This window comes from Mycobacterium sp. NGS29, assembly GCF_059812965.1.
Genome location: NZ_JCALDR010000013.1, coordinates 88,637 through 113,755 on the forward strand (window position 1 = coordinate 88,637; position 25,119 = coordinate 113,755).

The window sequence follows — 25,119 nt, forward strand, 5'->3', positions numbered from 1 at the left end:
CATCGTGGTATCGGGCATGGCACAGTGGTGTCCGTGCGATTAACCGTGCTCGGATGCTCCGGTAGCGTCGTGGGTCCGGATTCGCCCGCGTCGGGTTATCTACTTCGGGCACCGGACACCCCGCCGCTTGTCATCGACTTCGGCGGAGGTGTTCTCGGCGCGCTGCAGCGCCACGCTGATCCCGGATCGGTGCACGTCCTGCTCTCGCATCTGCACGCGGACCACTGCCTGGACCTGCCCGGCCTGTTCGTATGGCGCCGCTATCACCCGACATCGCGGCCCGCCGGCAAGGCGTTGCTGTACGGGCCCAGCGACACCTGGTCGCGGCTGGGAGCGGCGTCGTCGCCCTACGGCGGCGAGATCGACGACTGCTCGGACATCTTCGAGGTACGCCACTGGGTGGACCGGGAACCGGCGTCGATCGGCGCGCTCACCGTGACGCCGCGGCTGGTGGCGCATCCGACGGAGTCGTTCGGTCTGCGTTTCACTGACCCGTCCGGGGCGTCGCTGGTGTACAGCGGTGACACCGGGGAATGCGACCAACTCGTCGAACTGGCGCGCGGCGCCGACGTCTTTCTGTGCGAGGCGTCCTGGACGCACTCGCCCAAACACCCGCCGGCACTGCATCTGTCCGGCACCGAGGCCGGCCGGGCCGCAGCCCGCGCCGGGGTCCGCGAGTTGCTGCTGACGCACATCCCGCCGTGGACGTCGCGGGAGGACGTGATCAGCGAGGCCAAGGCCGAGTTCGACGGTCCGGTGCACGCGGTGGTACCCGGAGAGACGTTCGAGATCCGGCAGGCTGGCTAGCGATTCCGGCACCCGCGGCCCGTCTCTGACCGCCAACGCTGACGGCTAGTCTGGGCATCGTGTCCAAACGAGAAGACGGCCGCCTTGACGACGAGCTTCGTCCGGTGGTCATCACCAGGGGATTCACCGAGAATCCAGCGGGTTCGGTGCTCATTGAATTCGGCCACACCAAGGTGTTGTGCACCGCCAGCGTGACCGAAGGCGTGCCGCGCTGGCGTAAGGGATCGGGGCTGGGCTGGCTCACCGCCGAATACGCGATGTTGCCCTCGGCCACCCACACCCGCTCCGACCGCGAGTCGGTGAAGGGGCGCATCGGCGGGCGCACCCAGGAGATCAGTCGCCTGGTCGGCCGATCACTGCGTGCGTGTATCGACCTGGCCGCGCTCGGGGAGAACACCATCGCCGTCGACTGCGACGTGCTGCAGGCCGACGGCGGCACCCGCACGGCTGCGATCACCGGCGCCTACGTGGCGCTGGCCGACGCGGTCACCTACCTGTCCGCCGCCGGCAAGCTCTCCGATCCCCGGCCGCTGTCGTGCGCGATCGCGGCAGTGAGCGTCGGGGTGGTCGATGGCCGGGTGCGCGTCGACCTGCCCTATGAGGAAGACTCACGCGCCGAGGTGGACATGAACGTCGTCGCTACCGACACCGGGACACTGGTCGAAGTGCAGGGCACCGGCGAAGGTGCGACATTCCCCCGGTCGACCCTGGACAAGCTGCTCGACCTGGCGCTCAGCGCCTGTGACGAGTTGTTCAACGCTCAGCGCGAGGCGTTGGCGCTGCCGTATCCCAAGGAACTGCCCGGGGGCGCGCAGCAGCCGAAGGCGTTCGGCAGCTGAGCGTGCCGGACGGTGATGAGCCGCTGCGCCCGGCTTCGCCGCGCTTGCGCACATCACGGTTACTGGTGGCCAGCCGCAACCGCAAGAAGCTGGCCGAGTTGCAACGGGTGCTGGACGGCGCCGGGCTGTCCGGGGTGACGCTGGTGTCGCTGGACGAGGTGGCGCCGTTCGACGAGGCCCCCGAGACCGGCGCGACCTTCGAGGACAACGCACTGGCCAAGGCCCGCGACGCATTCACCGCGACCGGCTTGCCCAGCGTCGCCGACGACTCCGGGCTGGAGGTCGCCGCGCTGAATGGGATGCCCGGCGTGCTGTCGGCCCGGTGGTCCGGAACCCACGGCGACGACGCCGCCAACACCGCGTTGCTGCTCGCGCAACTCGGCGACGTGCCCGACGAGCGGCGCGGTGCGGCGTTCGTCTCCGCGTGCGCCCTGGTCTCGGAATCCGATGAAGTGGTGGTGCGCGGCGAGTGGCCCGGCGTCATCGCCCGGGAGCCGCGGGGGGACGGCGGGTTCGGCTACGACCCGGTCTTCGTCCCCGATGGCTCGGACGGGCGCACCGCCGCACAACTGACCCCGGCCGAGAAAGACGCATCCTCGCACCGCGGACGTGCGCTGGCTCAGTTGTTGCCCGCGTTGCAGCGGTTGGCTTAGTCGCGGTCAGATGTTGAACTGCGCCTTGACTTCGCGGCTCTGACGACGCTCGACGATGATTCCCAGGATCGGGACGGTGCCGGCCAGCAGCACACCGATCGTCTTGCCGATCGGCCAGCGAACCTTGATGGCGAGATTGAACGCCGCCAGCATGTAGACGAAGTACATCCAGCCGTGCACGACCTCGATCCAGCGGATCTCGTGTTTGAACGCCAGGTGCGAGACGATCTCGCCGCACAATGCGATCAGCCAAATACCGGTGATCCACGCCATGATCCGGTACGCCGTCAACGCGGTGCGGATCTTCGCGACGGGGAAGATCGACGCGCTGCGTTCGGCCGGCGGAGTCTCGGGTGTGCTCATGCGGTGGTCCTGTTCTGCTTGTCAGCGTCGTGCTCGGCCAACTCGGCCAGGTATGCGTTGTACTCGCGTAAGGCGGGATCATCGGGCTGCTGCGGTTCGGGTCTGGGACGCTCGGGCAGCAGGCCGGGCGGGATCTCGGTGGCCGCGGTGCGCGGCTCGGGCGGCGCATCTTCGTAGCGGACGAAGTTGCGATACGCATAGACCCAGAACCAGGCGAAAAGCGGCCACTGCAGGGCGTAGCCGAGGTTCTGGTAGCTACCGGACACCGACTGGAATCTGGTCCACTGCCACCACCCCAATGCCAGGCAGCCGCACGCCGCAAGGATCACCAGCGCGATCAACGCGGGACGGTGGCGCCGTCGACGAGGAGCCTGGATGGACACCCCATGACGGTACCGCGCGGCACCCTGTCGGCCGGTTCGTCGGTAGGGGGAGCGGTACGATCGGCGTCGTCGCGGGCGTGATGAAATTGGCAGACATGCCGGCTTTAGGTGCCGGTGCTCGGAAGAGCGTGTGGGTTCGAGTCCCTCCGCCCGCACCAGAACGGAGGCACACATGTCGGTTGCCCAGCGAGAGCGCGCTGCTCTGGTCGAGACCATTCGAAGCACCGGGCCCGATGCGCCGACGCTGTGCGAGGGGTGGGCCACCCGGGATCTGGCGGCCCACCTGGTGATCCGCGAATACCGGGCAGATGCCGCACCCGGCATCCTGATCCCGTTCTTCGCCGGTCACACCGAGCGGTTGCAGAACAAGGTCGCGCAGGAGACGGACTGGGAAGACCTGGTGGACAAGATCGCAGCCGGTCCACCCAAGTACTCGCCGTTCAAGCTCATCGACGCGTTGGCCAACGTCGCCGAATATTTTATTCACCACGAGGATGTGCGGCGTGCCGGCGCGGACTGGGAGCCCCGCGATCTGGAACCGAAGCTGGTCGCCGGCCTGCGCCGGACCCTGCCGTTGATGGGCCGGCTGACGTTGGCCAAGGTGCCCGGTCGGGTCGCGCTGCGCACCGACGACGGCAAGACGGTGCTGATCGCGGGTCACGGTCCCGCTGTCACAGTGACCGGCGACCCTGCAGAACTGCTGTTGTTCGCGGTCGGTCGGCAGGCTCGCGTCGACTTCGACGGTGACGAGGCGGCGGTTGCGGCTGTCCGGGACGCGCCCAAGGGGCTGTAGCGCGCCTGAGTTTGACCATCGGTAAGGTAACCCTTAGTTTGTGGGGGTAACTTACTAGCTCGGGGTGGCAGCTGATGAAGACCGCGACAGCGCGGGTGGGTGGCCGTCCACCACTCATCACGGTGAACGACGTGATTCGTGTCGGACGCGAGCTGGGGATGCAACGGCTGAGCATCAACGCCGTCGCCGCGCAGTTGAACGTGTCGGCCACCGCCTTGTATCGGCATGTGGAAAGCCGTTGGGCGCTCGAGCGCCTGGTGGGTGAGAGTCTGCTCGCCGAACTCGAGCTGATCGACGATCCGAGTCACGGCATCGAGCAGCACCTGCTCGCATTCGGGCTGCAGCTGTGGCACTTCACTGTGGACCATCCCGGGCTGGCGTCTTACCTGCAGGTCCTGTTCCCCCGCGGTGACGCCGGGGTCGAGCTGCTGGTCGCCGAAGTCAACTCGTTGCAGCGGCGCGGGTACACCACGGATGCGGCCATGGTGCTGGGCAGCGCCGTGGCGACGCTGGCGCTCAGTCTGGCGGCCCGCGAGGTGAGCAACACCAGCAGCACCGGCGGCGAACAGGCCATGCGGTTCGCGCAGGAACGCGACGCCGTTGCCGAACGGTTGACAGGTCACCCGCGGTTGGGTTCGGCATACCGCGGGTTGCCGGAGCTGTCGAGTACGCAGTACGTGCGGCTGTTGCTGGCCGCGTCGATTCGGGGTCTGGTGGCCGAAATTCCGCCCGGCCGGCCAATAGTGGAAGTCGCGGCGGATCACGCCGTCGCGGGAGAGGACCGTTGATGGCACGCGGTTTTTCCGGCGTCGTAATGAAAAGCTATGGGGCGCGCGATCATTCGGCAACGGTTCGCGAGACCGTGATGATCGCACCGCATTTCGTCCGAGTGCGGATGGAATCAGAGACCTTGTTCGACGAGGTCGAGCCCGAGCCGGCCGCCTGGCTGCGATTCTGGTTTCCCGACCCGAAGGGCTCCAAGACCGAATTCCAGCGCGCCTACACACTTTCCGAGGCCGACCCGTCCACCGGTCGGTTCGCCGTCGATATGGTGCTGCACGAACCGGCCGGCCCCGCCTCGAGTTGGGCCCGCGATGTGCAGCCCGGCGCGAGCATCGCCGTCATGGTGCTGATGGGCTCCACGCGTTTCGACCGCCCTGAGGAACAGCCGGCCGGCTATCTGCTGGTCGGCGACTCGGCGTCCATTCCCGGGATGAACGGGATCATCGGGACCGTTCCGGACGAGGTGCCGATCGAGATGTACCTCGAGCAGCACGACGACAACGATCGGCTCATCCCGATCGCGCCGCACCCCCGGCTGCGGGTGCACTGGGTGCCCCGACGCGACGAGAGGTCGCTGGCCAACGCGATCGAAAGCCGGGACTGGTCGAACTGGTACTGCTGGGCCACGCCGGAAGCCAACGCGCTCAAGAACGTCCGCAAACGGTTGCGCGACGATTTCGGCTTCCCCAAGTCCGAGATCCACGCACAGGCGTACTGGAGCGCGGGCAAGGAGATGGGCAAACGCCGCGGCGACCAGCAGGACGTCGTCGACACACCGGAGCTTGCGACCCGCACTGAATCCGAAGATGTTGTGACACAGCCGGAAACGCCGCGGCGAGGTCGCTGGCGTGCGCAGGCCGCCGGTGAGCTGCTGGCTCCGCTGCGCTCGGCGCTGATCGCCTCCGGGGTATTGCAGGGCATTGTCACGCTGGTGCAGCTGGCGCCCTTCGTGCTGCTGGTCGAGCTGGCCCGGCTGCTGGTCGCCGGCGCCGACGAATCCCGGCTGTGGAACCTCGGCCTGTGGGCGGTCTCCCTGCTGGGCTTGGGTGTCCTGCTCGGTGCCGCGCTGACGTTGTGGCTGCACGTCGTCGACGCACGGTTCGCCACCGAGCTGCGGTCGCGGTTGCTGGCCAAGCTGTCCCGGCTGCCGCTGGGCTGGTTCACCGCGCGTGGGTCGGGGTCGATCAAGCAACTGGTCCAGGACGACACCCTGTCGCTGCACTACCTGGTCACCCACGCGATCCCTGATGCGGTCAACGCAGTCGTGGCGCCGGTGGCGGTGCTGATCTATCTGTTCGTGGTCGACTGGCGCGTGGCGCTGGTGCTGTTCATTCCCGTTCTGGTCTACCTGGTGACCATGTCGGTGATGCTGGTCCAATCCGGGCCGCGGATCGCCCAGGCCCAGCGGTGGGCGGAGCGGATGAACACCGAAGCGGGCGCGTACCTGGAGGGCCAGCCGGTCATCCGGGTTTTCGGTGGCGCTGCGGCATCCAGCTTTCGGCGTCTGCTGGACCAGTACGTTGGTTTCCTCGTCGCCTGGCAGCGCCCGTTCACCGGCAAGAAGACGCTGATGGATCTGGCCACCCGACCCGCGACGTTCCTGTGGCTGATCGCGACCACCGGCACGCTGCTGGTGGTCACCAATCAGATGAATCCGGTGGATTTGTTGCCGTTCTTGTTGTTGGGCACCACGTTCGGCGCCCGACTGCTCGGCATCGGTTACGGCCTCGGTGGTATCCGGGGTGGGATGCTGGCCGCGCGGCGGCTGCAGATCGCCCTTGCCGAACCAGAACTCACCGTCGCAGCGTCGCCGCCCCAGGCCTCCGACGCGAGCGTGGTGTTCGATGCGATCAGCTTCGGCTACCGGCCGGATGTGCCGGTGATCCGCGACGTATCACTGGAATTGCACCCGGGTACGGTCACCGCGCTGGTCGGGCCCTCCGGATCCGGAAAGTCCACGCTCGCCGCACTACTGGCGAGGTTCCATGACGTGCAGGACGGCTCGATAAGGGTGGGCGGCAACGACATCAGGTCGCTGACCGCAGACGAGCTCTACACCCGGGTCGGGTTTGTGCTGCAGGAGACGCAACTGGTGCACGGAACGGTCGCCGAAAACATCGCGCTCGCCGTGCCGGACGCCACCCTCGAGCAGATCCAGGGCGCGGCGCGCGAGGCGCAGATCCACGACCGCATCCTGCGCCTGCCGCAGGGCTACCACACGGTGCTGGGCGCCGGCAGCGCGCTGTCCGGCGGGGAACGGCAACGGCTGACCATCGCCCGCGCCATCCTGGCCGACACGCCGGTCCTGATCCTGGACGAAGCCACCGCCTATGCGGACCCGGAATCGGAATACCTTGTGCAACAGGCACTCAACCGGTTGACCAAGGACCGCACCGTGTTGGTGATCGCGCACCGGTTGCACACCATCACCGGGGCGGATCAGATCGTCGTGCTTGACCACGGCCGCATCGTCGAACGCGGCACCCACGACCAACTGCTGGCCGCCGACGGACGCTACCGTCGGCTCTGGGATACCGGGCGGCCCGCCGTCAGCGTCGGGCAGGAGGTGACACGATGATCCGCACCTGGCTCAGTCTGGTACCGGCCGCTCATCGTGGCAGAGTGATCGCCTATGCCACACTGACTTTCGTCTCGGTGGTGATCCGGGCGGTGGCTACGGTGTTGCTGGTACCGCTGGTGGGGGCGTTGTTCGGCGACACCCCGCAACGCGCCCTGGGGTGGCTGGGCTGGCTGACCGCGGCGACCGTGCTCGGCTGGGTGATCGACACCACGACCGCGCGAATCGGGTTCGACCTGGGTTTCGCAGTGCTGGACCACACCCAGCACGACGTGGCCGACCGGCTATCCGATGTCCGGCTGGACTGGTTCACCGCCGAAAACACCGCGGCTGCACGGCAAGCCATCGCCTCGACCGGACCTGAACTCGTCGGTCTGGTGGTCAACCTGCTGACGCCGCTGATCAGCGCGGTGCTGCTGCCCGCGGTCATCGCCCTGGTGCTGTTGCCGATCTCCTGGCAACTCGGGGCTGCCGCGCTGGCGGGTGTGCCGCTCATGCTGGGCGCGCTGTGGGCTTCGGTGCGGTTGTCGCGCAAGGCCGATGCCGCCGCCGGGGCGGCCAACAGCGTGCTCACCGAACGCATCATCGAATTCGCCCGCACCCAACAGGCTTTGCGTGCCGCGCGACGGGTGGAACCGGCCCGCAGCATGGTCGGCGACGCACTCAACGCGCAACACAGCGCCACGATGCGATTGCTGGGCATGCAGATTCCGGGTCAGCTGCTGTTCAGCTTCGCCAGCCAGGCAGCGTTGATCCTGCTCGCCGGTGTCACCACGGCTTTGACCGTGGGTGGCACCCTCACCGTGCCCGAGGCCATCGCGCTGATCGTGGTGATGGCCCGCTACCTGGAGCCCTTCACCTCCGTCAGCGAATTGACACCGGCCTTGGAGAGCACCCGCGCCACCCTCGACCGCATCCGTTCGGTGCTGACCGCCCCGCAACTCCGGGCGGGCACCGGGGAGCTGGGCTCGCCGGCCGCGCCGCGCATCGAATTCGACCGTGTCACTTTCAGTTACGACGAAAGTAGCCATCCGGCGTTGGACAACGTCAGCTTCGCGCTGGAACCGGGAACCGCGACCGCCATCGTCGGGCCGTCGGGTTCCGGCAAGAGCACGGTGCTGGCGCTGATCGCCGGACTGCATCACCCCACCCGCGGCCGGGTGCTGATCGACGGGGTCGACGCGGTCACCCTGGATGCCGCGGCGCGCCGTGGCGCGAGCAGCGTCGTCTTCCAGCATCCCTATCTCTTCCACGGGACCATCCGCGAGAACGTGCTGGCCGGTGCTCCCGGCGCCGACGAGGACCGCCTTGACCGCGCCCTCCGGCTGGCCCGGGTCGACGAGTTGATCGGCCGGCTTCCCGATGGAGCAGCGACGGTGGTGGGCGAGGCAGGCTCGGCGCTGTCCGGTGGCGAGCGGCAACGGGTGAGCATCGCGCGCGCACTGCTCAAAGGCGCTCCGATCCGGTTGGTCGACGAGGCGACGAGTGCCTTGGACAACGAGAACGAGGTCGCCGTCGTCGACGCGCTGACCGATGAGCCGGAGTCGCACACCCGGGTGATCGTGGCGCACCGGCTGGCCAGCATCCGCCACGCGGACCGGGTGTTGTTTGTGGAGAACGGGCGCGTGGTCGAGGACGGCGCCGTCGATGAGTTGCTCTCCGCCGGCGGGCGATTCAGCGAGTTCTGGCGTCAGCAGCACGAAGCCGCGGAGTGGCGGATTCTGGCTGAGTAGGACGCCGGCCCGGACTGGGTACCGAAAGACATGCGGTATGACTTACAGTCGATGGGCTGGTGCTGTCGACTGCTGGTGGAGGCCTGTAATGAGTGTCCTGATGTCGATCCCGCGGTACCCCACCGATGTCACTGCCGAGTGGCTGTCGGCGGTGCTGAGCCGCAGTGGTGCAGCCGTCGAAGTGACCGACGCCGACGTCACGGCGATCGGCACCGGCCAGACGGGCGCCACCTACCGAGTGAGCGTGCGGTACGGCTCGGAGCCGGCGGGGCTGCCGCCGACTTTCGTGATCAAGCTGCCGGCCCAGGACGACGCCGTGCGCGACCGGGTCGTCATCGGGTACCGCAGCGAATGTGCTTTCTACGCGTCGGCCGTCGATCGGGTGCAGGTGCCGACGCCGCGGTGCTATTACTGCGAGATCAGTGCCGACGCGCTGGATTACGCGCTGCTGTTGGCTGATCAGGCGCCGGCGGTGCAGGGCGATCAGCTCCGGGGCTGCGCTGAGCAAGAGGCACGACTGGCGGTGACAGCGCTGGCCGGCCTGCACGGACCGAGCTGGTGTGATCCGTTCTGGCTGGGATTCCCCGGCGTCGCGTTCGCCCGGCCGGACCAGGCCGGGGCCCAGGGTATGGGCGAGGTGGCCAAGATGAGTGCCGAGATCACGCTAGCCAAGCTCGGTGATCGGATGAGTGCTGAGGATCGCGAAACATTCACTGCGACAATGAATTCAGTGGCCCCCTGGTTGATGGCCGAGCATGACCGATTCGCGCTGCTGCACGGTGACTACCGGCTGGACAACATGTTGTTCGATCCCGGGCACACGCGGATCAGCATCGTCGACTGGCAGACTCTCGGCGTGGGTCTTCCGGCGCGGGATTTGGCCTACTTCACCGCGACCAGTTTGGACTCGGCACTGCGCGCGAGCCTGGAGGAAGATCTGGTCGCCGATTACCACCGGGCGCTGCAGGGTTACGGAGTCACCGACTACGACCGCGAAACATGTTGGCGCGACTACCGGCTCGGGGTCGTGCAGGCGCCGCTGATCGCGGCGCTGGGTTTTGCCTTCGCCAGTTCCACCGAGCGCGGCGACGACATGGTGCTGACCATGCTGTCCCGGGGTTGCCGGGCGATCCGCGATCTGGGGACGTTGCAGCTGATCTGACGCTGCGCTCAGGGCGCGGGTGACTCGCAATCGGTCGCCGCCGGCGCAGCGTCAACGTGCCCGCTGCGCCGCCTTCACCAGATTCGAACCGATGATCAACTGTTGAATCTCGCTGGTGCCCTCGTAGAGTCGCAGCAGCCGGACGTCCCGATAGATGCGCTCCACCGGTACCCCCCGCATGTAGCCACTGCCACCGTGCACCTGCACCGCGAGATCGGCCACTCTGCCGGCCATTTCGGTGCAGAACAGCTTGGCCGCCGACGGTGCGATGCGCCGGTCTTCCTCGGCGACCCAGGCCCGCGCGGTGTCGCGGACCAGCGCGCGCCCGGCCAGCACCCCGGTCTGCATATCAGCCAACATCGCCTGCACCAACTGGAAGCTGCCGATCGGCGCGCCACCCTGGGTCGCGGTCGCGGCGTAGGCCACCGACTCGTCCAGGGCGCGTTGCGCGGCACCTACTGCGAGGGCCGCGATATGGACCCGGCCGCGCGCCAGCGACGTCATCGCCGCCCGGTAACCGATGTCCTCGCTACCGCCGACCAGGGCGCTGTCGTCGACGCGGACGTCGGTGAAGCTGACGTCGGCGGTCCAGGCGCCTTCCTGACCCATCTTGGCGTCCTTGGCGCCCACCTCGACCCCCGGCGCATCGGCGGGGACCAAGAAGACGGCGATGCCGGGACCTTTGTCGTCGGCTGGCCGGGTGCGGGCGAACACCACGAACAGATCGGCGGTGGGGGCGTTGGTGATGAAGCGCTTCTGTCCGTCGATCACCCAATCCTGCTCGTCCCGAACAGCTTTGGTTTTCAGTCCGGCCGGGTTCGAGCCTGCGCCGGGCTCGGTGAGCGCGAAGGAGGCTACGACGTCACCGGAGGCGATCGCTTCCAGCCAGCGCGACTTCTGCTCGTCGGTGCCGAACCCGACGAGAACCTGCCCGGCGATGCCGTTGTTGGTGCCGAACATCGACCGCAGCGCCAGCGAGGTGTAGCCGAACTCCATCGCCATTTCGACGTCCTGCACCAGGTTCAACCCGAGACCACCCCATTCCTGCGGGATCGCGTAGCCGAACAGGCCCATCTTCGTGGCCTGGTCACGCAGATCGTCGGGCACCCGGTCGTCGTCGAGGAACTCCTGCTCCCGTGGCACCACTGCGGTACGGACAAAGTGGCGCGTCTGCGCCAGGATCTCGCGGAAGTCCTCGTCGGAGACCTCGGCAGCGGACATTGTTCGGTGCTCCTTCGGACGGCTGATAGGATACGCAATATCATATATGCAATATGATCCGGGACGTTTGTGGCGCCCGACTCCGGGCCGGAAAGGGATGAGTGATGTCGTTGCTGGAGGGTCAGACCGCGGTGGTCACCGGCGGTGCGCAGGGTCTCGGTTTCGCCATTGCCGAGCGGTTCATCGCCGAGGGTGCGCGGGTAGTCCTCGGCGATGTCAATCTGGAGGCGACGCAGGTCGCGGCCGAGAAGTTGGGCGGTGATCAGGTGGCCGTCGCGGTCCGCTGCGATGTCACCCAGGCCAACGAGGTGCAGAACCTGATCGACACCGCCATCGACCGTTTCGGCGCCTTGGACATCATGGTCAACAACGCCGGCATCACCCGCGATGCGACCATGCGCAAAATGACCGAAGAACAGTTCGACCAGGTGATCGACGTACACCTGAAGGGCACCTGGAACGGGACCCGCCTGGCGGCGGCGGTCATGCGCGAGGCCAAGCACGGGGTGATCATCAACATGTCGTCGATCTCAGGCAAGGTCGGCATGATCGGCCAGACCAACTACTCGGCGGCCAAGGCCGGCATCGTCGGAATGACGAAGGCCGCTTCCAAAGAGCTTGCCTACCTTGGTATCCGAGTGAATGCGATCCAGCCCGGCCTGATCCGCTCGGCGATGACCGAGGCCATGCCGCAACGGATCTGGGACTCCAAGGTGGCCGAGGTGCCGATGGGACGGGCCGGGGAGCCCAGCGAAGTCGCCAGCGTCGCCCTGTTCTTGGCTTCCGACCTGTCCTCGTACATGACCGGCACGGTCATGGAGATCACCGGCGGTCGGCACCTGTGACCGAGGCCGTCATCTGCGAGCCGATCCGCACGCCGATCGGCCGGTACGGCGGAATGTTCAAGTCGCTCAGCGCGGTTGATCTCGGCGTCGCCGCTCTGCGCGGTCTGCTGGACCGCACCGGCATCGCCCCTGAGACGGTGCAGGACGTCATCCTCGGACACTGCTATCCCAGCGCCGAGGCACCTGCGATCGGCCGGGTGGTGGCCCTCGACGCCGGTCTGCCGGTCACTGTTCCCGGCATGCAGGTCGACCGCCGCTGCGGATCTGGGTTGCAGGCGGTGCTTCAGGCGTGCCTGCAGGTGAGCACCGGCAACAACGACCTGGTGGTCGCCGGCGGCTGCGAGAGCATGAGCAATGTGACGTTCTATTCCACCGATATGCGATGGGGCGGAGCACGTTCCGGAGTCCGCGTGCATGACGCGCTGGCCCGCGGCCGCAGCACTGCTGGTGGCCGTAACTACCCGGTCCCCGGCGGCATGCTGGAGACCGCCGAGAACCTGCGCCGCCAGTACGGCATCTCCCGGCAGGAGCAGGACGAGCTCGCGGTGCGGTCACACCAGCGGGCGGTGGCCGCCCAGCGGGACGGCCTGCTGAACGACGAGATCGTCCCGGTCGCCGTACGCACGCGGGCCGGTGCGGAACTGGTCGACACCGACGAGCATCCCCGCGCCGACACCACGGTGGAATCCCTGGGCAAGCTCAAACCCGTGCTGCTCAACGATGATCCGGAGTCGACGGTGACGGCGGGCAACGCCAGCGGACAGAATGACGCGGCGGCGATGTGCGTGGTGACCACGCCGGCGAAGGCGGCCGAACTCGGCCTGCGTCCGTTGGTGCGGCTGGTGTCGTGGGGTCAGGCCGGCGTCGCGCCCAACATCATGGGAATCGGACCGGTGCCGGCCACCGAAGTCGCGCTGGCCAAGGCCGGCCTGCAGCTCAGCGATGTGGACCTGATCGAACTCAACGAGGCCTTTGCCGCCCAGGCCCTCGCAGTGATGCGGGAGTGGAATTTCGGTGCCGCCGACCATGATCGGACCAATGTGCTCGGCTCGGGCATCTCGCTCGGGCATCCGGTCGGAGCGACGGGCGGGCGGATGCTGGCCACGCTGGCACGTGAACTCGACCGGCGCCAGGCCCGATTCGGCCTGGAAACCATGTGCATCGGCGGCGGGCAGGGATTGGCCGCCGTCTTCGAGCGGGTCACGTGACCGGCCCGGCCCTGCCGCTCAGCGGCCTGCGCATCATCGAGGTGTCCAGCTTCGTCGCCGCGCCGCTGTGTGGGTTGACGCTCAATCAGCTTGGCGCGGAGGTGATCCGCATCGACCCGATCGGCGGCGCCTCGGATGTGCAGCGCTGGCCGTTGACCGAGGACGGCACGTCCATCTACTGGACCGGGCTGAACAAGGGGAAGCGTTCGGCCACCATCGACCTTCGGGCACCCGAAGGCCAGGATCTGGTCCAGCGGTTGATCGTCGCGGGTGACGGCATCGTCGTCACCAATTCGGCGGGGCTGCCCTGGCTGAGCCATGAGGCGTTGGCGGCCAAACGATCCGACGTCATCCATGTCCAGTTGCTGGGCCGGGGCGACGGATCCACCGGGGTGGATTACACCGTCAACGCGGCCATCGGCTTCCCGCTCGTCACCGGCCCGGCCGAACACGCGGGCCCGATCAACCACGTGCTGCCCGCCTGGGACGTCAGCTGCGGGCTGTACGCCGCGCTTGCCGTCGTCTCCGCCGTGCACCGTCGCGCCCGGTCCGGGTTGGGCGCCCGGATCAGCCTGGCTCTCGAGGACGTCGCCTTGGCCACTGCGGGCAATCTCGGGCTGCTGACCGAACCGCAGGTGCTCGGAACCCAGCGGCCGCGGGTGGGCAACTCCATCTTCGGCCAGTACGGTCAGGATTTCGTCAGCCGCGACAATGCCAGATTCATGGTGGTGCTGTTGACGCGCAGGCATTTTCGTGACCTGGTGGAAGTGACGGGGACCGGGGCGGCGCTGACCGCGTTGGCCGAGGCGCTGGGAGCGGACTTCGCGGCCGAGGGTGACCGCTACCGCTACCGCGACGTGCTGTCCGGGCTGTTCGGCACCTGGTTTGCCGAGCACACCGCCGACGAGATCGATGCGGCGTTGTCCGGCACCACCGTGCTGTTCGAGCGCTACCGGACCTTCACCGAAGTCGCCGTGGATCCGAAAGTCACTGCCAACCCGTTGTTCTCCCGACTTCATCAACCCGGAGTCGGCGACTACCTGGCCCCGGCCATGCCGACGGCGTTCGACGGTGTGCACCCCGCCAGCGCGGCCGCGCCGGCGCTGGGCGCCGACACCGCCGACGTGCTGATCGAGTACCTGGGATTGACGGACGAGGACATCGCGCGTCTGGCGACCGCGAAGACGATAGGGACGAAAAGCGCATGACACGCCTAGCCCAGACGCTCGGCCTGACCGAGATTCAAACCGAGATCATCGCCACGGTAAGGCAATTCGTCGACAAGGAGATCATTCCCGCCGCAGCCGAACTCGAACGCAGCGACACCTACCCGCAGGCCATCGTCGACGGCTTGCGCGACATGGGCCTGTTCGGTCTGATGATCCCCGAGGAGTACGGCGGCCTGGGCGAATCACTGCTGACCTACGCGTTGTGCGTGGAGGAGCTGGCGCGCGGCTGGATGAGCGTCTCCGGTGTGCTCAACACCCACTTCATCGTCGCGTACATGTTGCGCCAGCACGGAACCGCCGAACAGAAGCAACGATTCCTGCCGCGGATGGCCACCGGTGAGACCCGTGGCGCGTTCTCCATGTCCGAACCGGAGCTGGGGTCCGACGTCGCCGCCATCCGCACCCGCGCGACCCGCAACGAGGACGGCACGTACACCATCGACGGCCAGAAGATGTGGCTGACCAACGGCGGCAGCTCGACACTGGTCGCGGTGCTGGTGCGGACCGACGAAGGCGCCGACAAGCCGCACCGCAACCTGACCGCGTTCCTGGTCGAAAAGCCCACCGGCTTCGGCGAAGTGCTGCCCGGCCTGATCATTCCCGGCAAGCTGGACAAGCTGGGTTACAAGGGCATCGACACCACCGAACTCATCTTCGACGGTTACGGGGCGAGTGCCGAAGACATCCTCGGTGGCACGCCGGGGCAGGGCTTCTTCCAGATGATGGACGGTATCGAAGTCGGCCGGGTCAACGTGTCGGCACGGGCCTGTGGGGTCGGAATCCGGGCCTTCGAGCTGGCGGTGCGGTACGCCCAGCAGCGGCAGACATTCGGCAAGCCGATCGCCGAACACCAGGTGATCGCCTTTCAGCTGGCCGAGATGGCCACCAAAGTCGAAGCCGCACATCTGATGATGGTCAACGCGGCCCGGCTGAAGGACTCTGGGGAACGTAATGACGTCGCGGCCGGGATGGCGAAGTATCTGGCCAGTGAATTCTGTTCGGAGGTGACCCAACAGAGCTTCCGGATCCATGGCGGTTACGGCTACTCCAAGGAGTACGAGATCGAGCGGCTGATGCGCGATTCGCCGTTCCTGCTCATCGGCGAGGGCACCAGCGAAATCCAGAAGCAGATCATCAGCAAGCGCCTGCTCGACGAGTATCGGATGTGACGCCATGACGGTTCCGGATTTCGGTTCGCGGCCACAGCTTTCCGAGGAGATCGCGGCCTTCGTCCGAAAGAGGATCTTCGAAGGCAGCTACGCCGCCGGCCAGTACGTCCGGTTGGACCAGCTGGCCGCGGAGCTGGGTATCAGTGTCACACCGGTGCGGGAGGCGTTGTTCGCGCTGCGCGCCGAGGGCCTGGTGGCCCAACAACCCCGGCGCGGTTTCGTGGTGCTGCCGCTGACCCAGCGCGATCTCGCCGATGTCGCCAATGTGCAGGCCCACGTGGGTGGTCAGCTGGCCGCGCGCGCCGCCCACAGCATCACCGAGGACCAGTTGCGCGAACTCCAGGACATTCAGCTGCAGCTGGAGCAGGCCTACGCCGCCGACGACGGCGAGCGGACCGTCTGGCTGAACCACGAGTTCCACCGCGCCATCAACATCGCGGCGGATTCACCGAAGCTCGCGCAGGTCATGTCGCAGATCACCCGCTATGCGCCCGAATCGGTGTTCCCGATGATCGAGCACTGGCCAGACCAGGCCATCCGCGATCATCGGCGGGTGCTGGCCGCGCTGGGTGCGCACGACGAGGAGGCGGCCCGCGCGGCGATGTCGGAACATCTTGCCGCCAGCGCGATTCCGCTGATCGAGCACCTCATCGAGCGGGGAGTAGTTGCCCCGGCGACGCCGGCTGGTTCGTCGGCGCCGCGACAGTAGCCGCAGCAGATGCCTTGCGTCGGCGGTTGAACATGCGCTGCTCGATCATGCGCTCGACTTCTCGTCGCACGTCCCTGCGCACCGTGCGCCACAGTTGGCTGCGGTCGACCTCCGGGTTGTGCGCGGCCGCCGCTATCCAGCCGATCAGCCGGCGTGGGGTGAAAACCTCTGCGGGCAATCGGTTTCGGGAGAAGACATCCAGGAGTTGCATCGCTCCGTCGGGTTGGCGCGCCAGCCAGTGGTAGGCCGCGTCCTCGATCGGGGACACCGCGTCGCCGCGGCCGAGCAGATTCGCCCACTGGTACATCGGCAGGCACTGCTCATCGCGGTCCAGCTCCCAGGCGGCCAGCGCCGCGTCCAGAGCCTGCGGATCGTCGAGGTGCGCCGCCGTCGTCTCGCCCAGCAGTCGGCCGAATCGCAGTGCGTCCCGGATACCCTGAGCGGTCACGGGATCCTTGAAGTGGCCGGAGTCTCCGGCCAGCGCCCACCCTGGACCGTGTGAGTGACGGAAGTAGGACGGGTGCTGGTAGGAGACCCGGATCTTGCCGACCCGGGTGCAGCCGGTCAGCCGCGCGGCGAACGGCGGGATACGCTGCACGGTGTCGGCGAACGCCTGCTCGGCGTCGGCGCGGAACTCGTCGGCGCGGCGCACCGGCGGCATCAACAGCGCCACCAATTGGCCGCCGTCACAAGGGAATACGGTGACCAGATCATCGTCGTACCGCCATTGCATGGCGACGTGGCGCAAGGACTCGTGGGCATCTTCGTGGTAGGCGTCGTCGTAATAAGCGAAGGCCATCATGCGCTGGTTGTCCCAGTGGTGGTGCTCGGTGGCGCCGACCAGTCGGGCGACCGTGGAACGGCGTCCGTCCGCCCCGATTACGAGCTGGGCGGTGATGGTGCCCTCGGCGCCGTCGCGGCCGCGGTAGTGGACTCCGGTGACGCGACCGTCGTCGTTGCGCAGGAGATCGGTGACCCGCGTCCGTTCGCGGATCTCGGCGCCGGCGGCCCGTGCCGTCTGTACCAGCGCGAGGTCGAGGCCCGGCCGTCGGACGCAGGCGCCGGCGGTGAATCCCTGGGCAGCGCCGAATTCGCCGACCACTTCCACGCCCGGCCCGGCCAGTCCGGCTCGGGTGTGCAGCGGCGGGCCCAGTTTGAGCACCCGGTCGCGCGCGCCCAGCAGTTCCAATTCGGCCCAGTGATGGGGGAAGAAGAGGTGTGTCGACAGTGTGTCCGAGGGAAATGACGCGCTGTCCAGCGCGATCACGTTGCGTCCGCGTCGCGTCAGCGCGATCGCGGCCGCGGTGCCCGCGCACCGGCTTCCGACAATGACGACGTCCGTGTTCTCCCGCATGACAGAGAGAATGCCAGGTCAGTGTGCTCTTTTCAAGAGGGTTCAAAAAATGAATTGACTTATAAATATCTCTACTGTTTATCATGGGCGCGTGTCAGTTGGCAGCGCTCCCAGCACAGCCGAGCGCGCGGCGGCGCGCGGCGAACGCCGGCGCGCCCGCACGCGCGCGGCCATCCTGGATGCGGCCGAAGAGGTGTTCAGCCGCGAAGGTTACGACGGCGCCCGGATCGAGGAGATCGCCGATTCCGCCGACATCTCGGTCGGGTCGATATACACGCATTTCGACGGCAAACGCGGCGTCTACCTGCATCTGGTCGACAGATCTCTGGAGCTGTTCGCCGAATACATGAAGCGCGGCGAGGACCCGACGCTGACGCCGCTGCAGCGCGTGCTGGCCGGCGGCGATGCCTATCTTCGGTTCCACTTGGAGCATCCCGGCGCTTTCCACTTCCTGGCCAATCGCAACCCGGGCACGGCGCCGCTGTCGGCCCCGGACGGGCCCGAGGCCAAGATCCGTGACCGCGTCGGCGAGTTGCTGCACCGCTTCGCCGGTGTGATCGACGACGCGATTGCGGCGGGCGAGGCACGACCGGTCGATTCGACGCGCCTCACCCAATTCCTTTGGGGCGCCTGGAACGGGGTGATCTCGCTGCGACTGCAGCCGGCAGGATTGCGGTTGTCGGAGACCGAGATCGCCGAAACGTTGGAGCTCGCCCGCTGGTTGCTGCGCGAGGGATTGGCGTCCTCGGCGTTGCGCGACGACAACGGTGAGGTCGGTGACCGTGTTCCGCTACCCAAGATCGGGTGACCGGACACAGCCGGGCGGGCAGTGACGCATACTGTGTGTCGGGGGTGGCACGAGAGGAAGTGCAATGCCCCGTACACGTGCGCTACGCGCAACTGCCGCACTGGTCGCCGGCCTGTCCGTCATTGCGCTCGCGCCGCCGGCCGGCGCCGACCCATTGGACCCGATCCCGGGTAACGGCGTCTTCGTCGTCGGGCCCGACATCGTCCCCGGCCTCTACCGCACCAGCGGATCGGCGTCGACCATCGGCGTCTGGATCAACAATGTGCCGACTCAGGACTCCATGTGCGCCTGGTTCACCTACAGCACGCCGGACGCGAACAAAGAGCATGTCCTGCAGACCAATATCTCCGTCGGCCCGATGTTCGCCAATATCAACACATCGGTCAAGGCTTTCGAGTCGCAGAACTGCCAACCCTGGACGCGAGTTCCCTAACGCCCCGACTCGGTCAACATCTCCCGTAGCCGGCGCACATCTATTTTGCCGGTACCACCCCGCGGCAATTGCTCGTCGGAGTCCAACACCAGCCACACCGTCGGCACTTTGAACGCGCTCAGCACCCGGCGGGCGGCGTCGCGCAACGCCGCGGTGTCGAGCCGCCGGCACACCACCGCCGCACCCACCCGCTTACCAGCCGGGCCGGGAACATCTGTGACAACGGCACTTTCGACACCCTCGATGCCCCGCAACGCGCGTTCCACCTCACTGGGATAGACGGTGGCGCCGCTCACCTTGAACATGTCGTCGCAGCGACCGTGATAGAACAGGAAGCCCTCGGCGTCGAGGCGGCCGAGGTCGCCGGTGGGGTAGAAGCCGTCCGGGGTGAACACGTCTTCCCTGCTGCGACGGCAGATTCCGCGCAGCGTATGCGGTCCGCGGAACTGGATCATGCCGGTGGTGCCCGCCGGCAGCGGCGCGCCGGTATCCGGATCGACGATGCGAACTTCCATGCCGGGGAACGGTTTTCCGCAACTGCCCCGCGCCGCCGCGGGCAGATCGGTATCGGCGGGATAGCCGCAGTAGGGCCCGAATGACTCGGTCATACCGAACAGGGTGGCGCGGGCACCCGATGGTGCACGCTGTGCGGGCGGCAGCAACGCATCCAGGCTGCCCGGCCGCAGCGCAGACAGGTCGACCTCGGCGCGGCGCGGGTGTCGGGCCAGTGTCTGTGCCTGGTCGGGCCAGCCGCGGAACAGCGTGACCCGTTCGCGCTCCAGCAGGCGCAGGGTGGTGTCCGGTTGCGGCACTTCTTCGGTCACCAGGGTGGCGCCGGCCAGCAGTGCCGACAGGATCCCGCTGCCGAAGCCGCCCACCCAGAAGAACGGCATCGGCAGGTAGAGCCGGGTATCGGCGGTGATGCAACGGGCCGTCAGTCCGGACCGCACCGCGCCCAACGCGCTGCCGTGTGAGTGGATGACCCCCTTGGGCGACCCGCTGCTGCCCGAGGTGAAGATGATCACCAGCGGGTCCGCCGCGGTGACGGTGGCGGCCATCGTATCGACGCTCCGGCGGTCCGCCGCCGCGCTGCCGTCCAGTCGATCGATGGACCAGACCTGTTGCAGTGCAGGCAATTCCATCCGGGGCACCGCCGCGAGGTCTTCGAGGTAACGGTGCCCGCGAAATTCCGCCACACTCACCAGAACCTGCACCGAGGCCGTCCGCAGCTGCGCGACGAGTTCCGCGGGCCGCAGCAGTGTGCTCAACGGAACCAGCACCGCACCGATGCGGGTCACCGCGACGGCGATCTGCACCCAGCGGACGCTGTTGGGCATGATCAAACCGACCCGGGTGCCCTTGGCCACCCCGGCCTGAATCAGGGCAGCGGCCAGATCGCCGGTGGTCGTGTCCAATTCGGTGTAGCTGATGCGCCCCGCGGGGTCGATTACCGCAGCCTTGGCGGCGTCGCGGGTGGCGCGCAGTCGCACCAGCCGGTCGATGGTGTCATCCATCGAAGAGCTCCTGCAGTCGTCGCAGGTCGACTTTGCCGCTGGACAACAGCGGAAGCTCGGTGCGGGCCAGGGCGATGAACCGCTTCGGGATCTTGTAGGACGACAATTCGCCCGTGAGCCGTGCGCGCAGTGCTGCCTCGTCGAAGTGCGGGACACCGTCGGGCAGCACGATCACCGCGCCCACCAGCTGGCCGCGCGCGGCATCGGGAACGCCGACCACATGTGCGGTGAAACCTGCTCGGGCGATGGCCTGCTCCACCTCCGCCCCGGAGACATTGGCGCCGGCGGTCTTGATCATCCCGGCCAGCCGGCCGAGGTAGTACAGGTAGCCCTCGTCGTCGGCGCGCACCAGGTCGCCGGTGTGAAACCAGCCGTCGGCGTCGAAGCATTCCTCGCGGCTGCGTTTGTAGTAGCCCTGCATCACGTACGGTCCGCGGATGCACAGCTCGCCGATTCCGTTGTCCGGGTCGAGGATCGAGGTCTCGAAGCCCGGTGCCGGGCGGCCGTAGGAACCGCGCCGGTGTTCGGGTTGGTCGGATTCGTCCCCGCTGATCAGCAACACGCTGCCGGCCTCGGTCATCCCCAGCATGTTGTGCCGTAGCTCCGGATCGGCCGGTCGGACTTCGGGTGCCATGATCGGGTAGAGGTTGCCGCGCCGCGCCGAGCTCAGGTCCCGGCCGGGGTAGCTGGGGTGCTGGGCCAGATGGGTGACGGCGGCCACGAAACCGTTTGTCACGGTCGGCTTTTCGGTCTCAATCAGATCCAGCGTCCGGCCGGGATCGGTGGCGTTGGAGCACACCAGGGTAGATCCGGCCACCAGGGTGGCCAGCAGGGCGAACGCGAACCCGCCGATCCAGAAGAACGGCGAGTTGCAGAACAACCTGTCGGTAGCGGTGAGGCCGCGGATCGTGTTGAGGTTCCGCTGGTGGTCCAGCAGCGCGGCGTGCGTGTGCACCACGCCTTTGGCGACGCTCGTGGAGCCCGACGTGTAGACGATGGTCAATACCGCAGAGCCGTCGACATCGTCTTCCAGCGCGGTGAGTAGCCGGGGATCGATATCGTCACCGCATCGCCGTAACCAGTCCCAGTCGAAGACGCAGTGCCGCAACAGGGGTGCGGCATCGCCGGCGCCGGCCAGCCGTTCGGTGTAGTCGTGCGATCGGAATGATCTGGCGCTCAACATGATTGCGGTGTCGCTGTGTACCAGCTGCTCGGCCAGTTCACGGGCGGTGGCGAAGGTCGAAAAAGGTATCACCACCGCGCCGATGCGCGCGGCGGCCAACATCGCGACGACGAACTCGGTGCCGTTGGGGTACAGCAGGCCGACGTGGGTGCCCTTACCGGCACCCACACCGATCAGGCCGCGGGCAAGTTCGGCCGAGCGGCGGTCTGCCTGCGCGTAGCTGAGCCGGTCGTCATCGCAAACCAGTAGGGGGTGGGCCCCGCGCCGGGCGGCCTGCTGACGCAGGGTCGCGGCGATGGTGTTGCCGTCACCGGGCATGGTCAGGTGTGGCACTGAAGAAAGCCTTGACGGCGCCCAGATCGGCCTTACCGGAGGATGTCCGCGGGATGGCCTCGACCGTCGCGATCTCGGTGGGAATCTCGTAGCGCGCCAGCCGTGTTCGCAAGTGATCCAGCAACTCGTCGGCCGTGGCAGGTGCACGCAGTTCCACCATGGCCACCGGTGTCTCGCCGAGGCGTTCGTCGAAGACGCCGACCACCACAGCACCCGCCACCGCGGGGTGGGCCTCCAGTGCGGTGCGCACCTCGTCGGGCATGATCTTGAATCCGCCGCGGATGATCGCCTGGTCTGCGCGCCCCAGGATCCACAGGAACCCGTCACCGTCGAGACGCGCCAGGTCGTTGGTCTGCATCCAGTCGGCCGTCGGCCCCAACTGGGCGGGCTTGACCTGGAGTCGGCCCACTCGATCGGGTTGCAGCGGTGTGCCGTCGTCGTCGACCACCCGCAGCCGCGCGCCGGGGTTGGCCCGCCCGACGCTGCCCCGCTTGGTGCGCCAGTACTGTTGGTGGTCGGCCAGCGTCCAGCCGGCCACCCCGCCGCCGAATTCGGTTGCGGCATAAGAAGTCAGCACCGGGATACCGTACTTTTCGGTAAACGCGTCGGCATCCTCGGCGGACAGCGGCGCGGTGCCGCAGGTGACAGCGCGGATGCCGGCCAGGTCTGCTCGCGTGAGGTCGGAATGCAGTACCGTGCGCAGCGCGGCGGGCACCAGCGACACCGCACGCGGTCGGTGTTCACGTACCGCGTCGGCCCACGCGTTCAACTCGAACCGCTCCAGCAGGACGAAGGGTCGACCCTCGGCGACGCATTGCAGCACCCGGAACACGCCCCCGATATGCACCAGCGGCGAATTCACGATGGCCACCCCGCGGCGCAGGGCGCTGGGCTCCGGTGCGTGCTGGTACCCGGCGCCCAACACACTGTGCGCCAGCATGCGGTAGCTGAGGTCGATGCGTTTGGGCGGGCCGGTGGTTCCGCTGGTCAGCATCCGGACCGCGATGTCGGATGCCGGCGCCTCCGGCGACGGCGGGCCCGGTTGGGCACCGTCGTCCAGGGTTCCGGAGATGGCCAGGGTGGCGGATCCGGACGCCACGAATTTGGCGAGATCGGCGGACTCGCCGATGACCAGCGGAAGTCCGAGTGCGGCGAGGTCGGCCCTGGTGCGGTCGTCACCGCGTGCCGGGTTGAGGGTCACGATGGTGCCGCCGCCCAGCAGCACGCCGAGCAACGCCGCCACGTGCCCCGGCCGGTTACGCAGCAACACACCGATTTCCGGGTGCTGGGCGGTCAACGGCGCGATGCGCCGGGCGGCGTCACCGATCCGCGCCCAGGACAACCAGTGCCCGGCGTATTCGACGGCGCGCGCACCGGGCTCGAGTTGCAGGACGTGATCGATACGCCGGCTCAGAGCGTGCATCACCGGACCCTGGGTACGCCGGTCGGCTTCGGTTGTGCGCCGAGCTCAGCAGTGCCCAGCGGATTACCCAGCCGGGTGTAGATCAGTCCCTGCTCCATCGCGGCCCGGTACGGTTTGTCCAGCGACTCCCAGATCGCCTTGACGGTGCCTTGCGTCGCCGACGGCGGCTTGGTCGCTATTGCCGACGCTATCTCGTGCGCCCGAGCCCATAATTGTTGCGAGTCAACCACTTCCGATACCAGCCCGATGCGCAGCGCGGTGTCCGCGCTGACCCGTTCGTCGTTGCCCAACAGCGCGATCCGCAGTGTCTCGCCCAGCCCGATGCGGCGCATCAGGCCGATCGGTTCCAATGCGCAGACCAGACCCGCCGATACGTGCGAGTCGAAGAACGTCGCGTCCGCCGAACAGATCACCACATCGGATTCGTTGAGGAAGTAGTACGCCCCCGCGGTGCACATGCCCTGCACCGCGCACACCACCGGCTTCCACATCTTTTGCCATTTGGGGCTGAGCAGTTCGCCGGGATCTTCGTGGTTCCAGACGTTGTCGGGTTGTCCGTAGGGTGACTTGATGTCCAGTCCGGCGCTGAAGGCGCGCTCCCCGGCCGCGCGCAGCACCACTGCGTGCACCGCGTCGTCGAACTTGATGCGGCGCCAGGCTTCAGCCATCTCCGTGCACATGGTGCGGTTGAAGGCGTTGAGGTGCTGTGGGCGGTTCAGCGTGATGGTGGCAACGTGGTCGGCGGTGTCGACGTCGAGCAGGATGGTTTCGAAGTCCGTCGACCCACTCATTTGCACTGCCAATCCGGTTTCCGCTTCTCCACGAACGCCTTCGGGCCTTCCTGGGCATCTTCGGTCCGCAACACCCGCTCGCGGAACGTCTCAGCCATGATCTCCGCCTCGTGCAGCGGTACGTTGAGTCCTTTGAGGATGGCCAGTCGGGTACCGCGGACGGCAAGGGGCGCATTGGAATTGACGATGTCGGCGATCTCCCGGGCCCGTTCCAGCAAGCACTCGTGTTCGACGACTTCGCTGACGAGTCCGAGTTCGTACGCGCGTTGCGCGCTCATCCGTTCGTGCTTGCCCATCAGGGCCATGCGCAGCGCAATCGAGCGGGGCAATGCCCTTGACACGCGGACCATCTCACGACCGGCCACCAGTCCGATGCTGACGTGCGGGTCGAAGAAGGTGGCCCGCTCGGATGCGATGACGATGTCGGAGGTGGTGACCCAATCCATGCCCGCCCCGCAACACAATCCGTTGACCGCGGTCAGCACCGGTTTCGCTGCGGTGCGAAACGGCGGGGTGCCTTCCTGCGGTGCCTCCCACTGGTCGTAGGTGGACAGGTAAGGCCGTTCGTAGATCACCTTGCCGTCTTCGGGAATGGCTTTGACGTCGGCCCCGGTGCAGAACGCCCGCCCGGTGCCGGTGACGATCGTCAGCCACACCTTGTCGTCGTTTTCGGCCTCCTGGTAGGCAGCCCGCAGTTCGGTGATCATATGCGGGCTCAGCGCGTTGAGAGCGTCGGGTCGGTTCAGCGTGATGGTCGCGGTATGCCCGTCGACGTCGTAGCCGATGGTGTCGAACGCGGGCATCG

24 protein-coding genes and 1 tRNA gene are annotated in these 25,119 nt (G+C 67.4%); 16 read left to right on the plus strand and 9 right to left on the minus strand.

Annotated features, from left to right (window positions below):
- The first annotated feature begins 27 nt into the window (after nt 1–27).
- Genes AC5Y5Z_RS18000 through rdgB form a run of 3 tightly spaced genes read left to right on the plus strand, consistent with a single transcriptional unit; the run spans nt 28 to nt 2,299 of the window.
- A complete protein-coding gene (locus tag AC5Y5Z_RS18000; protein ID WP_499926667.1) occupies nt 28–807 on the plus strand; it encodes a cyclic nucleotide-degrading phosphodiesterase in 780 nt (259 codons plus the stop codon).
- A 59-nt stretch (nt 808–866) separates the two neighbouring features.
- The gene (gene rph / locus AC5Y5Z_RS18005) at nt 867–1,646 is read left to right on the plus strand and encodes a ribonuclease PH (RefSeq protein ID WP_463826587.1); all 780 of its coding nucleotides are present in this window, start codon (nt 867–869) and stop codon (nt 1,644–1,646) included.
- Between the two features lie 44 nt (nt 1,647–1,690).
- On the plus strand, nt 1,691–2,299 hold the full coding sequence (rdgB, locus tag AC5Y5Z_RS18010; protein ID WP_499926739.1) for an RdgB/HAM1 family non-canonical purine NTP pyrophosphatase: 609 nt from the start codon (nt 1,691–1,693) through the stop codon (nt 2,297–2,299).
- Between the two features lie 6 nt (nt 2,300–2,305).
- On the opposite strand, the gene AC5Y5Z_RS18015 is transcribed toward rdgB, so the two are convergent.
- Together AC5Y5Z_RS18015 and AC5Y5Z_RS18020 are read right to left on the minus strand one after the other, a co-directional pair.
- Nucleotides 2,306–2,662: a DUF3817 domain-containing protein gene (locus AC5Y5Z_RS18015; protein ID WP_499926669.1), complete on the minus strand. Its 357-nt coding sequence runs from the start codon at nt 2,660–2,662 to the stop codon at nt 2,306–2,308.
- Complete coding sequence (locus tag AC5Y5Z_RS18020) at nt 2,659–3,045, minus strand: hypothetical protein (RefSeq protein ID WP_499926671.1); 387 nt, start codon at nt 3,043–3,045, stop codon at nt 2,659–2,661. The genes AC5Y5Z_RS18015 and AC5Y5Z_RS18020 overlap by 4 nt, the downstream gene beginning before the upstream one ends.
- A gap of 71 nt (nt 3,046–3,116) precedes the next feature.
- Here AC5Y5Z_RS18020 and AC5Y5Z_RS18025 point away from each other — a divergent pair.
- The 6 genes from AC5Y5Z_RS18025 to AC5Y5Z_RS18050 all read left to right on the plus strand — a co-directional run bounded on the left by AC5Y5Z_RS18025 (nt 3,117) and on the right by AC5Y5Z_RS18050 (nt 10,094).
- A tRNA-Leu gene (locus AC5Y5Z_RS18025) sits at nt 3,117–3,203 on the plus strand.
- 14 nt (nt 3,204–3,217) lie between these two features.
- Entirely contained in the window at nt 3,218–3,838 is a 621-nt protein-coding gene (locus AC5Y5Z_RS18030; protein WP_499926673.1) for a TIGR03085 family metal-binding protein, read from the plus strand.
- A 74-nt stretch (nt 3,839–3,912) separates the two neighbouring features.
- Nucleotides 3,913–4,626 (plus strand): TetR/AcrR family transcriptional regulator, encoded by a 714-nt coding sequence (locus AC5Y5Z_RS18035; RefSeq protein ID WP_463826583.1) that lies wholly within the window; start codon nt 3,913–3,915, stop codon nt 4,624–4,626.
- Nucleotides 4,626–7,199, plus strand: coding sequence for an ABC transporter ATP-binding protein/permease (locus AC5Y5Z_RS18040; protein WP_499926675.1), 2,574 nt, complete (start codon nt 4,626–4,628; stop codon nt 7,197–7,199). The genes AC5Y5Z_RS18035 and AC5Y5Z_RS18040 overlap by 1 nt, the downstream gene beginning before the upstream one ends.
- Entirely contained in the window at nt 7,196–8,932 is a 1,737-nt protein-coding gene (locus AC5Y5Z_RS18045; protein ID WP_499926677.1) for an ABC transporter ATP-binding protein, read from the plus strand. Before AC5Y5Z_RS18040 ends, AC5Y5Z_RS18045 begins: the two co-directional genes overlap by 4 nt.
- 88 nt (nt 8,933–9,020) lie before the next feature.
- Nucleotides 9,021–10,094, plus strand: a complete 1,074-nt coding sequence (locus AC5Y5Z_RS18050) for a phosphotransferase family protein (protein WP_463826580.1) — start codon at nt 9,021–9,023, stop codon at nt 10,092–10,094.
- A 51-nt stretch (nt 10,095–10,145) separates the two neighbouring features.
- Here the strand turns inward: AC5Y5Z_RS18050 and AC5Y5Z_RS18055 are convergent, their stop codons facing one another.
- Entirely contained in the window at nt 10,146–11,315 is a 1,170-nt protein-coding gene (locus tag AC5Y5Z_RS18055) for an acyl-CoA dehydrogenase family protein (RefSeq protein WP_499926679.1), read from the minus strand.
- Between the two features lie 101 nt (nt 11,316–11,416).
- Between AC5Y5Z_RS18055 and fabG the strand changes: the two genes are divergently transcribed.
- From fabG to AC5Y5Z_RS18080, 5 genes are read left to right on the plus strand one after another with little or no spacing between them, the layout of a single operon-like run.
- Nucleotides 11,417–12,160, plus strand: a complete 744-nt coding sequence (gene fabG, locus AC5Y5Z_RS18060; protein ID WP_499926681.1) for a 3-oxoacyl-ACP reductase FabG — start codon at nt 11,417–11,419, stop codon at nt 12,158–12,160.
- Complete coding sequence (locus AC5Y5Z_RS18065; protein WP_499926683.1) at nt 12,157–13,368, plus strand: acetyl-CoA C-acetyltransferase; 1,212 nt, start codon at nt 12,157–12,159, stop codon at nt 13,366–13,368. Before fabG ends, AC5Y5Z_RS18065 begins: the two co-directional genes overlap by 4 nt.
- Complete coding sequence (locus AC5Y5Z_RS18070) at nt 13,365–14,576, plus strand: CoA transferase (protein WP_463826576.1); 1,212 nt, start codon at nt 13,365–13,367, stop codon at nt 14,574–14,576. The genes AC5Y5Z_RS18065 and AC5Y5Z_RS18070 overlap by 4 nt, the downstream gene beginning before the upstream one ends.
- Nucleotides 14,573–15,766, plus strand: coding sequence for an acyl-CoA dehydrogenase family protein (locus tag AC5Y5Z_RS18075; protein WP_499926685.1), 1,194 nt, complete (start codon nt 14,573–14,575; stop codon nt 15,764–15,766). Before AC5Y5Z_RS18070 ends, AC5Y5Z_RS18075 begins: the two co-directional genes overlap by 4 nt.
- A 4-nt stretch (nt 15,767–15,770) precedes the next feature.
- Nucleotides 15,771–16,475 carry a GntR family transcriptional regulator gene (locus AC5Y5Z_RS18080; protein WP_499926687.1) on the plus strand — a complete coding sequence of 235 codons (705 nt, stop codon included), beginning with the start codon at nt 15,771–15,773 and terminating at the stop codon, nt 16,473–16,475.
- On the opposite strand, the gene AC5Y5Z_RS18085 is transcribed toward AC5Y5Z_RS18080, so the two are convergent.
- Nucleotides 16,414–17,829, minus strand: coding sequence for an NAD(P)/FAD-dependent oxidoreductase (locus tag AC5Y5Z_RS18085; protein ID WP_499926689.1), 1,416 nt, complete (start codon nt 17,827–17,829; stop codon nt 16,414–16,416). The genes AC5Y5Z_RS18080 and AC5Y5Z_RS18085 overlap by 62 nt on opposite strands.
- A 91-nt stretch (nt 17,830–17,920) precedes the next feature.
- Between AC5Y5Z_RS18085 and AC5Y5Z_RS18090 the strand changes: the two genes are divergently transcribed.
- Nucleotides 17,921–18,637 (plus strand): TetR/AcrR family transcriptional regulator, encoded by a 717-nt coding sequence (locus AC5Y5Z_RS18090; protein WP_463826572.1) that lies wholly within the window; start codon nt 17,921–17,923, stop codon nt 18,635–18,637.
- Between the two features lie 64 nt (nt 18,638–18,701).
- Nucleotides 18,702–19,070: an Rv1352/Rv1906c domain-containing protein gene (locus tag AC5Y5Z_RS18095; RefSeq protein ID WP_463826571.1), complete on the plus strand. Its 369-nt coding sequence runs from the start codon at nt 18,702–18,704 to the stop codon at nt 19,068–19,070.
- On the opposite strand, the gene AC5Y5Z_RS18100 is transcribed toward AC5Y5Z_RS18095, so the two are convergent.
- Genes AC5Y5Z_RS18100 through AC5Y5Z_RS18120 form a run of 5 tightly spaced genes read right to left on the minus strand, consistent with a single transcriptional unit; the run spans nt 19,067 to nt 25,117 of the window.
- Nucleotides 19,067–20,584: a class I adenylate-forming enzyme family protein gene (locus tag AC5Y5Z_RS18100; RefSeq protein WP_463826570.1), complete on the minus strand. Its 1,518-nt coding sequence runs from the start codon at nt 20,582–20,584 to the stop codon at nt 19,067–19,069. The two genes, AC5Y5Z_RS18095 and AC5Y5Z_RS18100, sit on opposite strands and share 4 nt — an antisense overlap.
- Nucleotides 20,577–22,085, minus strand: a complete 1,509-nt coding sequence (locus AC5Y5Z_RS18105) for a class I adenylate-forming enzyme family protein (protein ID WP_499926741.1) — start codon at nt 22,083–22,085, stop codon at nt 20,577–20,579. The genes AC5Y5Z_RS18100 and AC5Y5Z_RS18105 overlap by 8 nt, the downstream gene beginning before the upstream one ends.
- Complete coding sequence (locus tag AC5Y5Z_RS18110) at nt 22,075–23,523, minus strand: AMP-binding protein (protein ID WP_499926692.1); 1,449 nt, start codon at nt 23,521–23,523, stop codon at nt 22,075–22,077. Before AC5Y5Z_RS18110 ends, AC5Y5Z_RS18105 begins: the two co-directional genes overlap by 11 nt.
- A complete protein-coding gene (locus AC5Y5Z_RS18115) occupies nt 23,523–24,314 on the minus strand; it encodes an enoyl-CoA hydratase/isomerase family protein (RefSeq protein ID WP_463826568.1) in 792 nt (263 codons plus the stop codon). Before AC5Y5Z_RS18115 ends, AC5Y5Z_RS18110 begins: the two co-directional genes overlap by 1 nt.
- Complete coding sequence (locus tag AC5Y5Z_RS18120; protein WP_463826567.1) at nt 24,311–25,117, minus strand: enoyl-CoA hydratase/isomerase family protein; 807 nt, start codon at nt 25,115–25,117, stop codon at nt 24,311–24,313. Before AC5Y5Z_RS18120 ends, AC5Y5Z_RS18115 begins: the two co-directional genes overlap by 4 nt.
- Nucleotides 25,118–25,119 lie beyond the last annotated feature (2 nt).

Coding starts and splice junctions, on each gene's coding strand:
- AC5Y5Z_RS18015 (WP_499926669.1), bottom strand. CDS start 2,662: ATGAGCACACCCGAGACTCCGCCGGCCGAACGCAGCGCGTCGATCTTC.
- AC5Y5Z_RS18030 (WP_499926673.1), top strand. CDS start 3,218: ATGTCGGTTGCCCAGCGAGAGCGCGCTGCTCTGGTCGAGACCATTCGA.
- AC5Y5Z_RS18035 (WP_463826583.1), top strand. CDS start 3,913: ATGAAGACCGCGACAGCGCGGGTGGGTGGCCGTCCACCACTCATCACG.
- AC5Y5Z_RS18040 (WP_499926675.1), top strand. CDS start 4,626: ATGGCACGCGGTTTTTCCGGCGTCGTAATGAAAAGCTATGGGGCGCGC.
- AC5Y5Z_RS18045 (WP_499926677.1), top strand. CDS start 7,196: ATGATCCGCACCTGGCTCAGTCTGGTACCGGCCGCTCATCGTGGCAGA.
- AC5Y5Z_RS18050 (WP_463826580.1), top strand. CDS start 9,021: ATGAGTGTCCTGATGTCGATCCCGCGGTACCCCACCGATGTCACTGCC.
- AC5Y5Z_RS18055 (WP_499926679.1), bottom strand. CDS start 11,315: ATGTCCGCTGCCGAGGTCTCCGACGAGGACTTCCGCGAGATCCTGGCG.
- AC5Y5Z_RS18075 (WP_499926685.1), top strand. CDS start 14,573: ATGACACGCCTAGCCCAGACGCTCGGCCTGACCGAGATTCAAACCGAG.
- AC5Y5Z_RS18080 (WP_499926687.1), top strand. CDS start 15,771: ATGACGGTTCCGGATTTCGGTTCGCGGCCACAGCTTTCCGAGGAGATC.
- AC5Y5Z_RS18085 (WP_499926689.1), bottom strand. CDS start 17,829: ATGCGGGAGAACACGGACGTCGTCATTGTCGGAAGCCGGTGCGCGGGC.
- AC5Y5Z_RS18095 (WP_463826571.1), top strand. CDS start 18,702: ATGCCCCGTACACGTGCGCTACGCGCAACTGCCGCACTGGTCGCCGGC.
- AC5Y5Z_RS18100 (WP_463826570.1), bottom strand. CDS start 20,584: ATGGATGACACCATCGACCGGCTGGTGCGACTGCGCGCCACCCGCGAC.
- AC5Y5Z_RS18105 (WP_499926741.1), bottom strand. CDS start 22,085: ATGCCCGGTGACGGCAACACCATCGCCGCGACCCTGCGTCAGCAGGCC.
- AC5Y5Z_RS18110 (WP_499926692.1), bottom strand. CDS start 23,523: ATGCACGCTCTGAGCCGGCGTATCGATCACGTCCTGCAACTCGAGCCC.
- AC5Y5Z_RS18115 (WP_463826568.1), bottom strand. CDS start 24,314: ATGAGTGGGTCGACGGACTTCGAAACCATCCTGCTCGACGTCGACACC.
- AC5Y5Z_RS18120 (WP_463826567.1), bottom strand. CDS start 25,117: ATGCCCGCGTTCGACACCATCGGCTACGACGTCGACGGGCATACCGCG.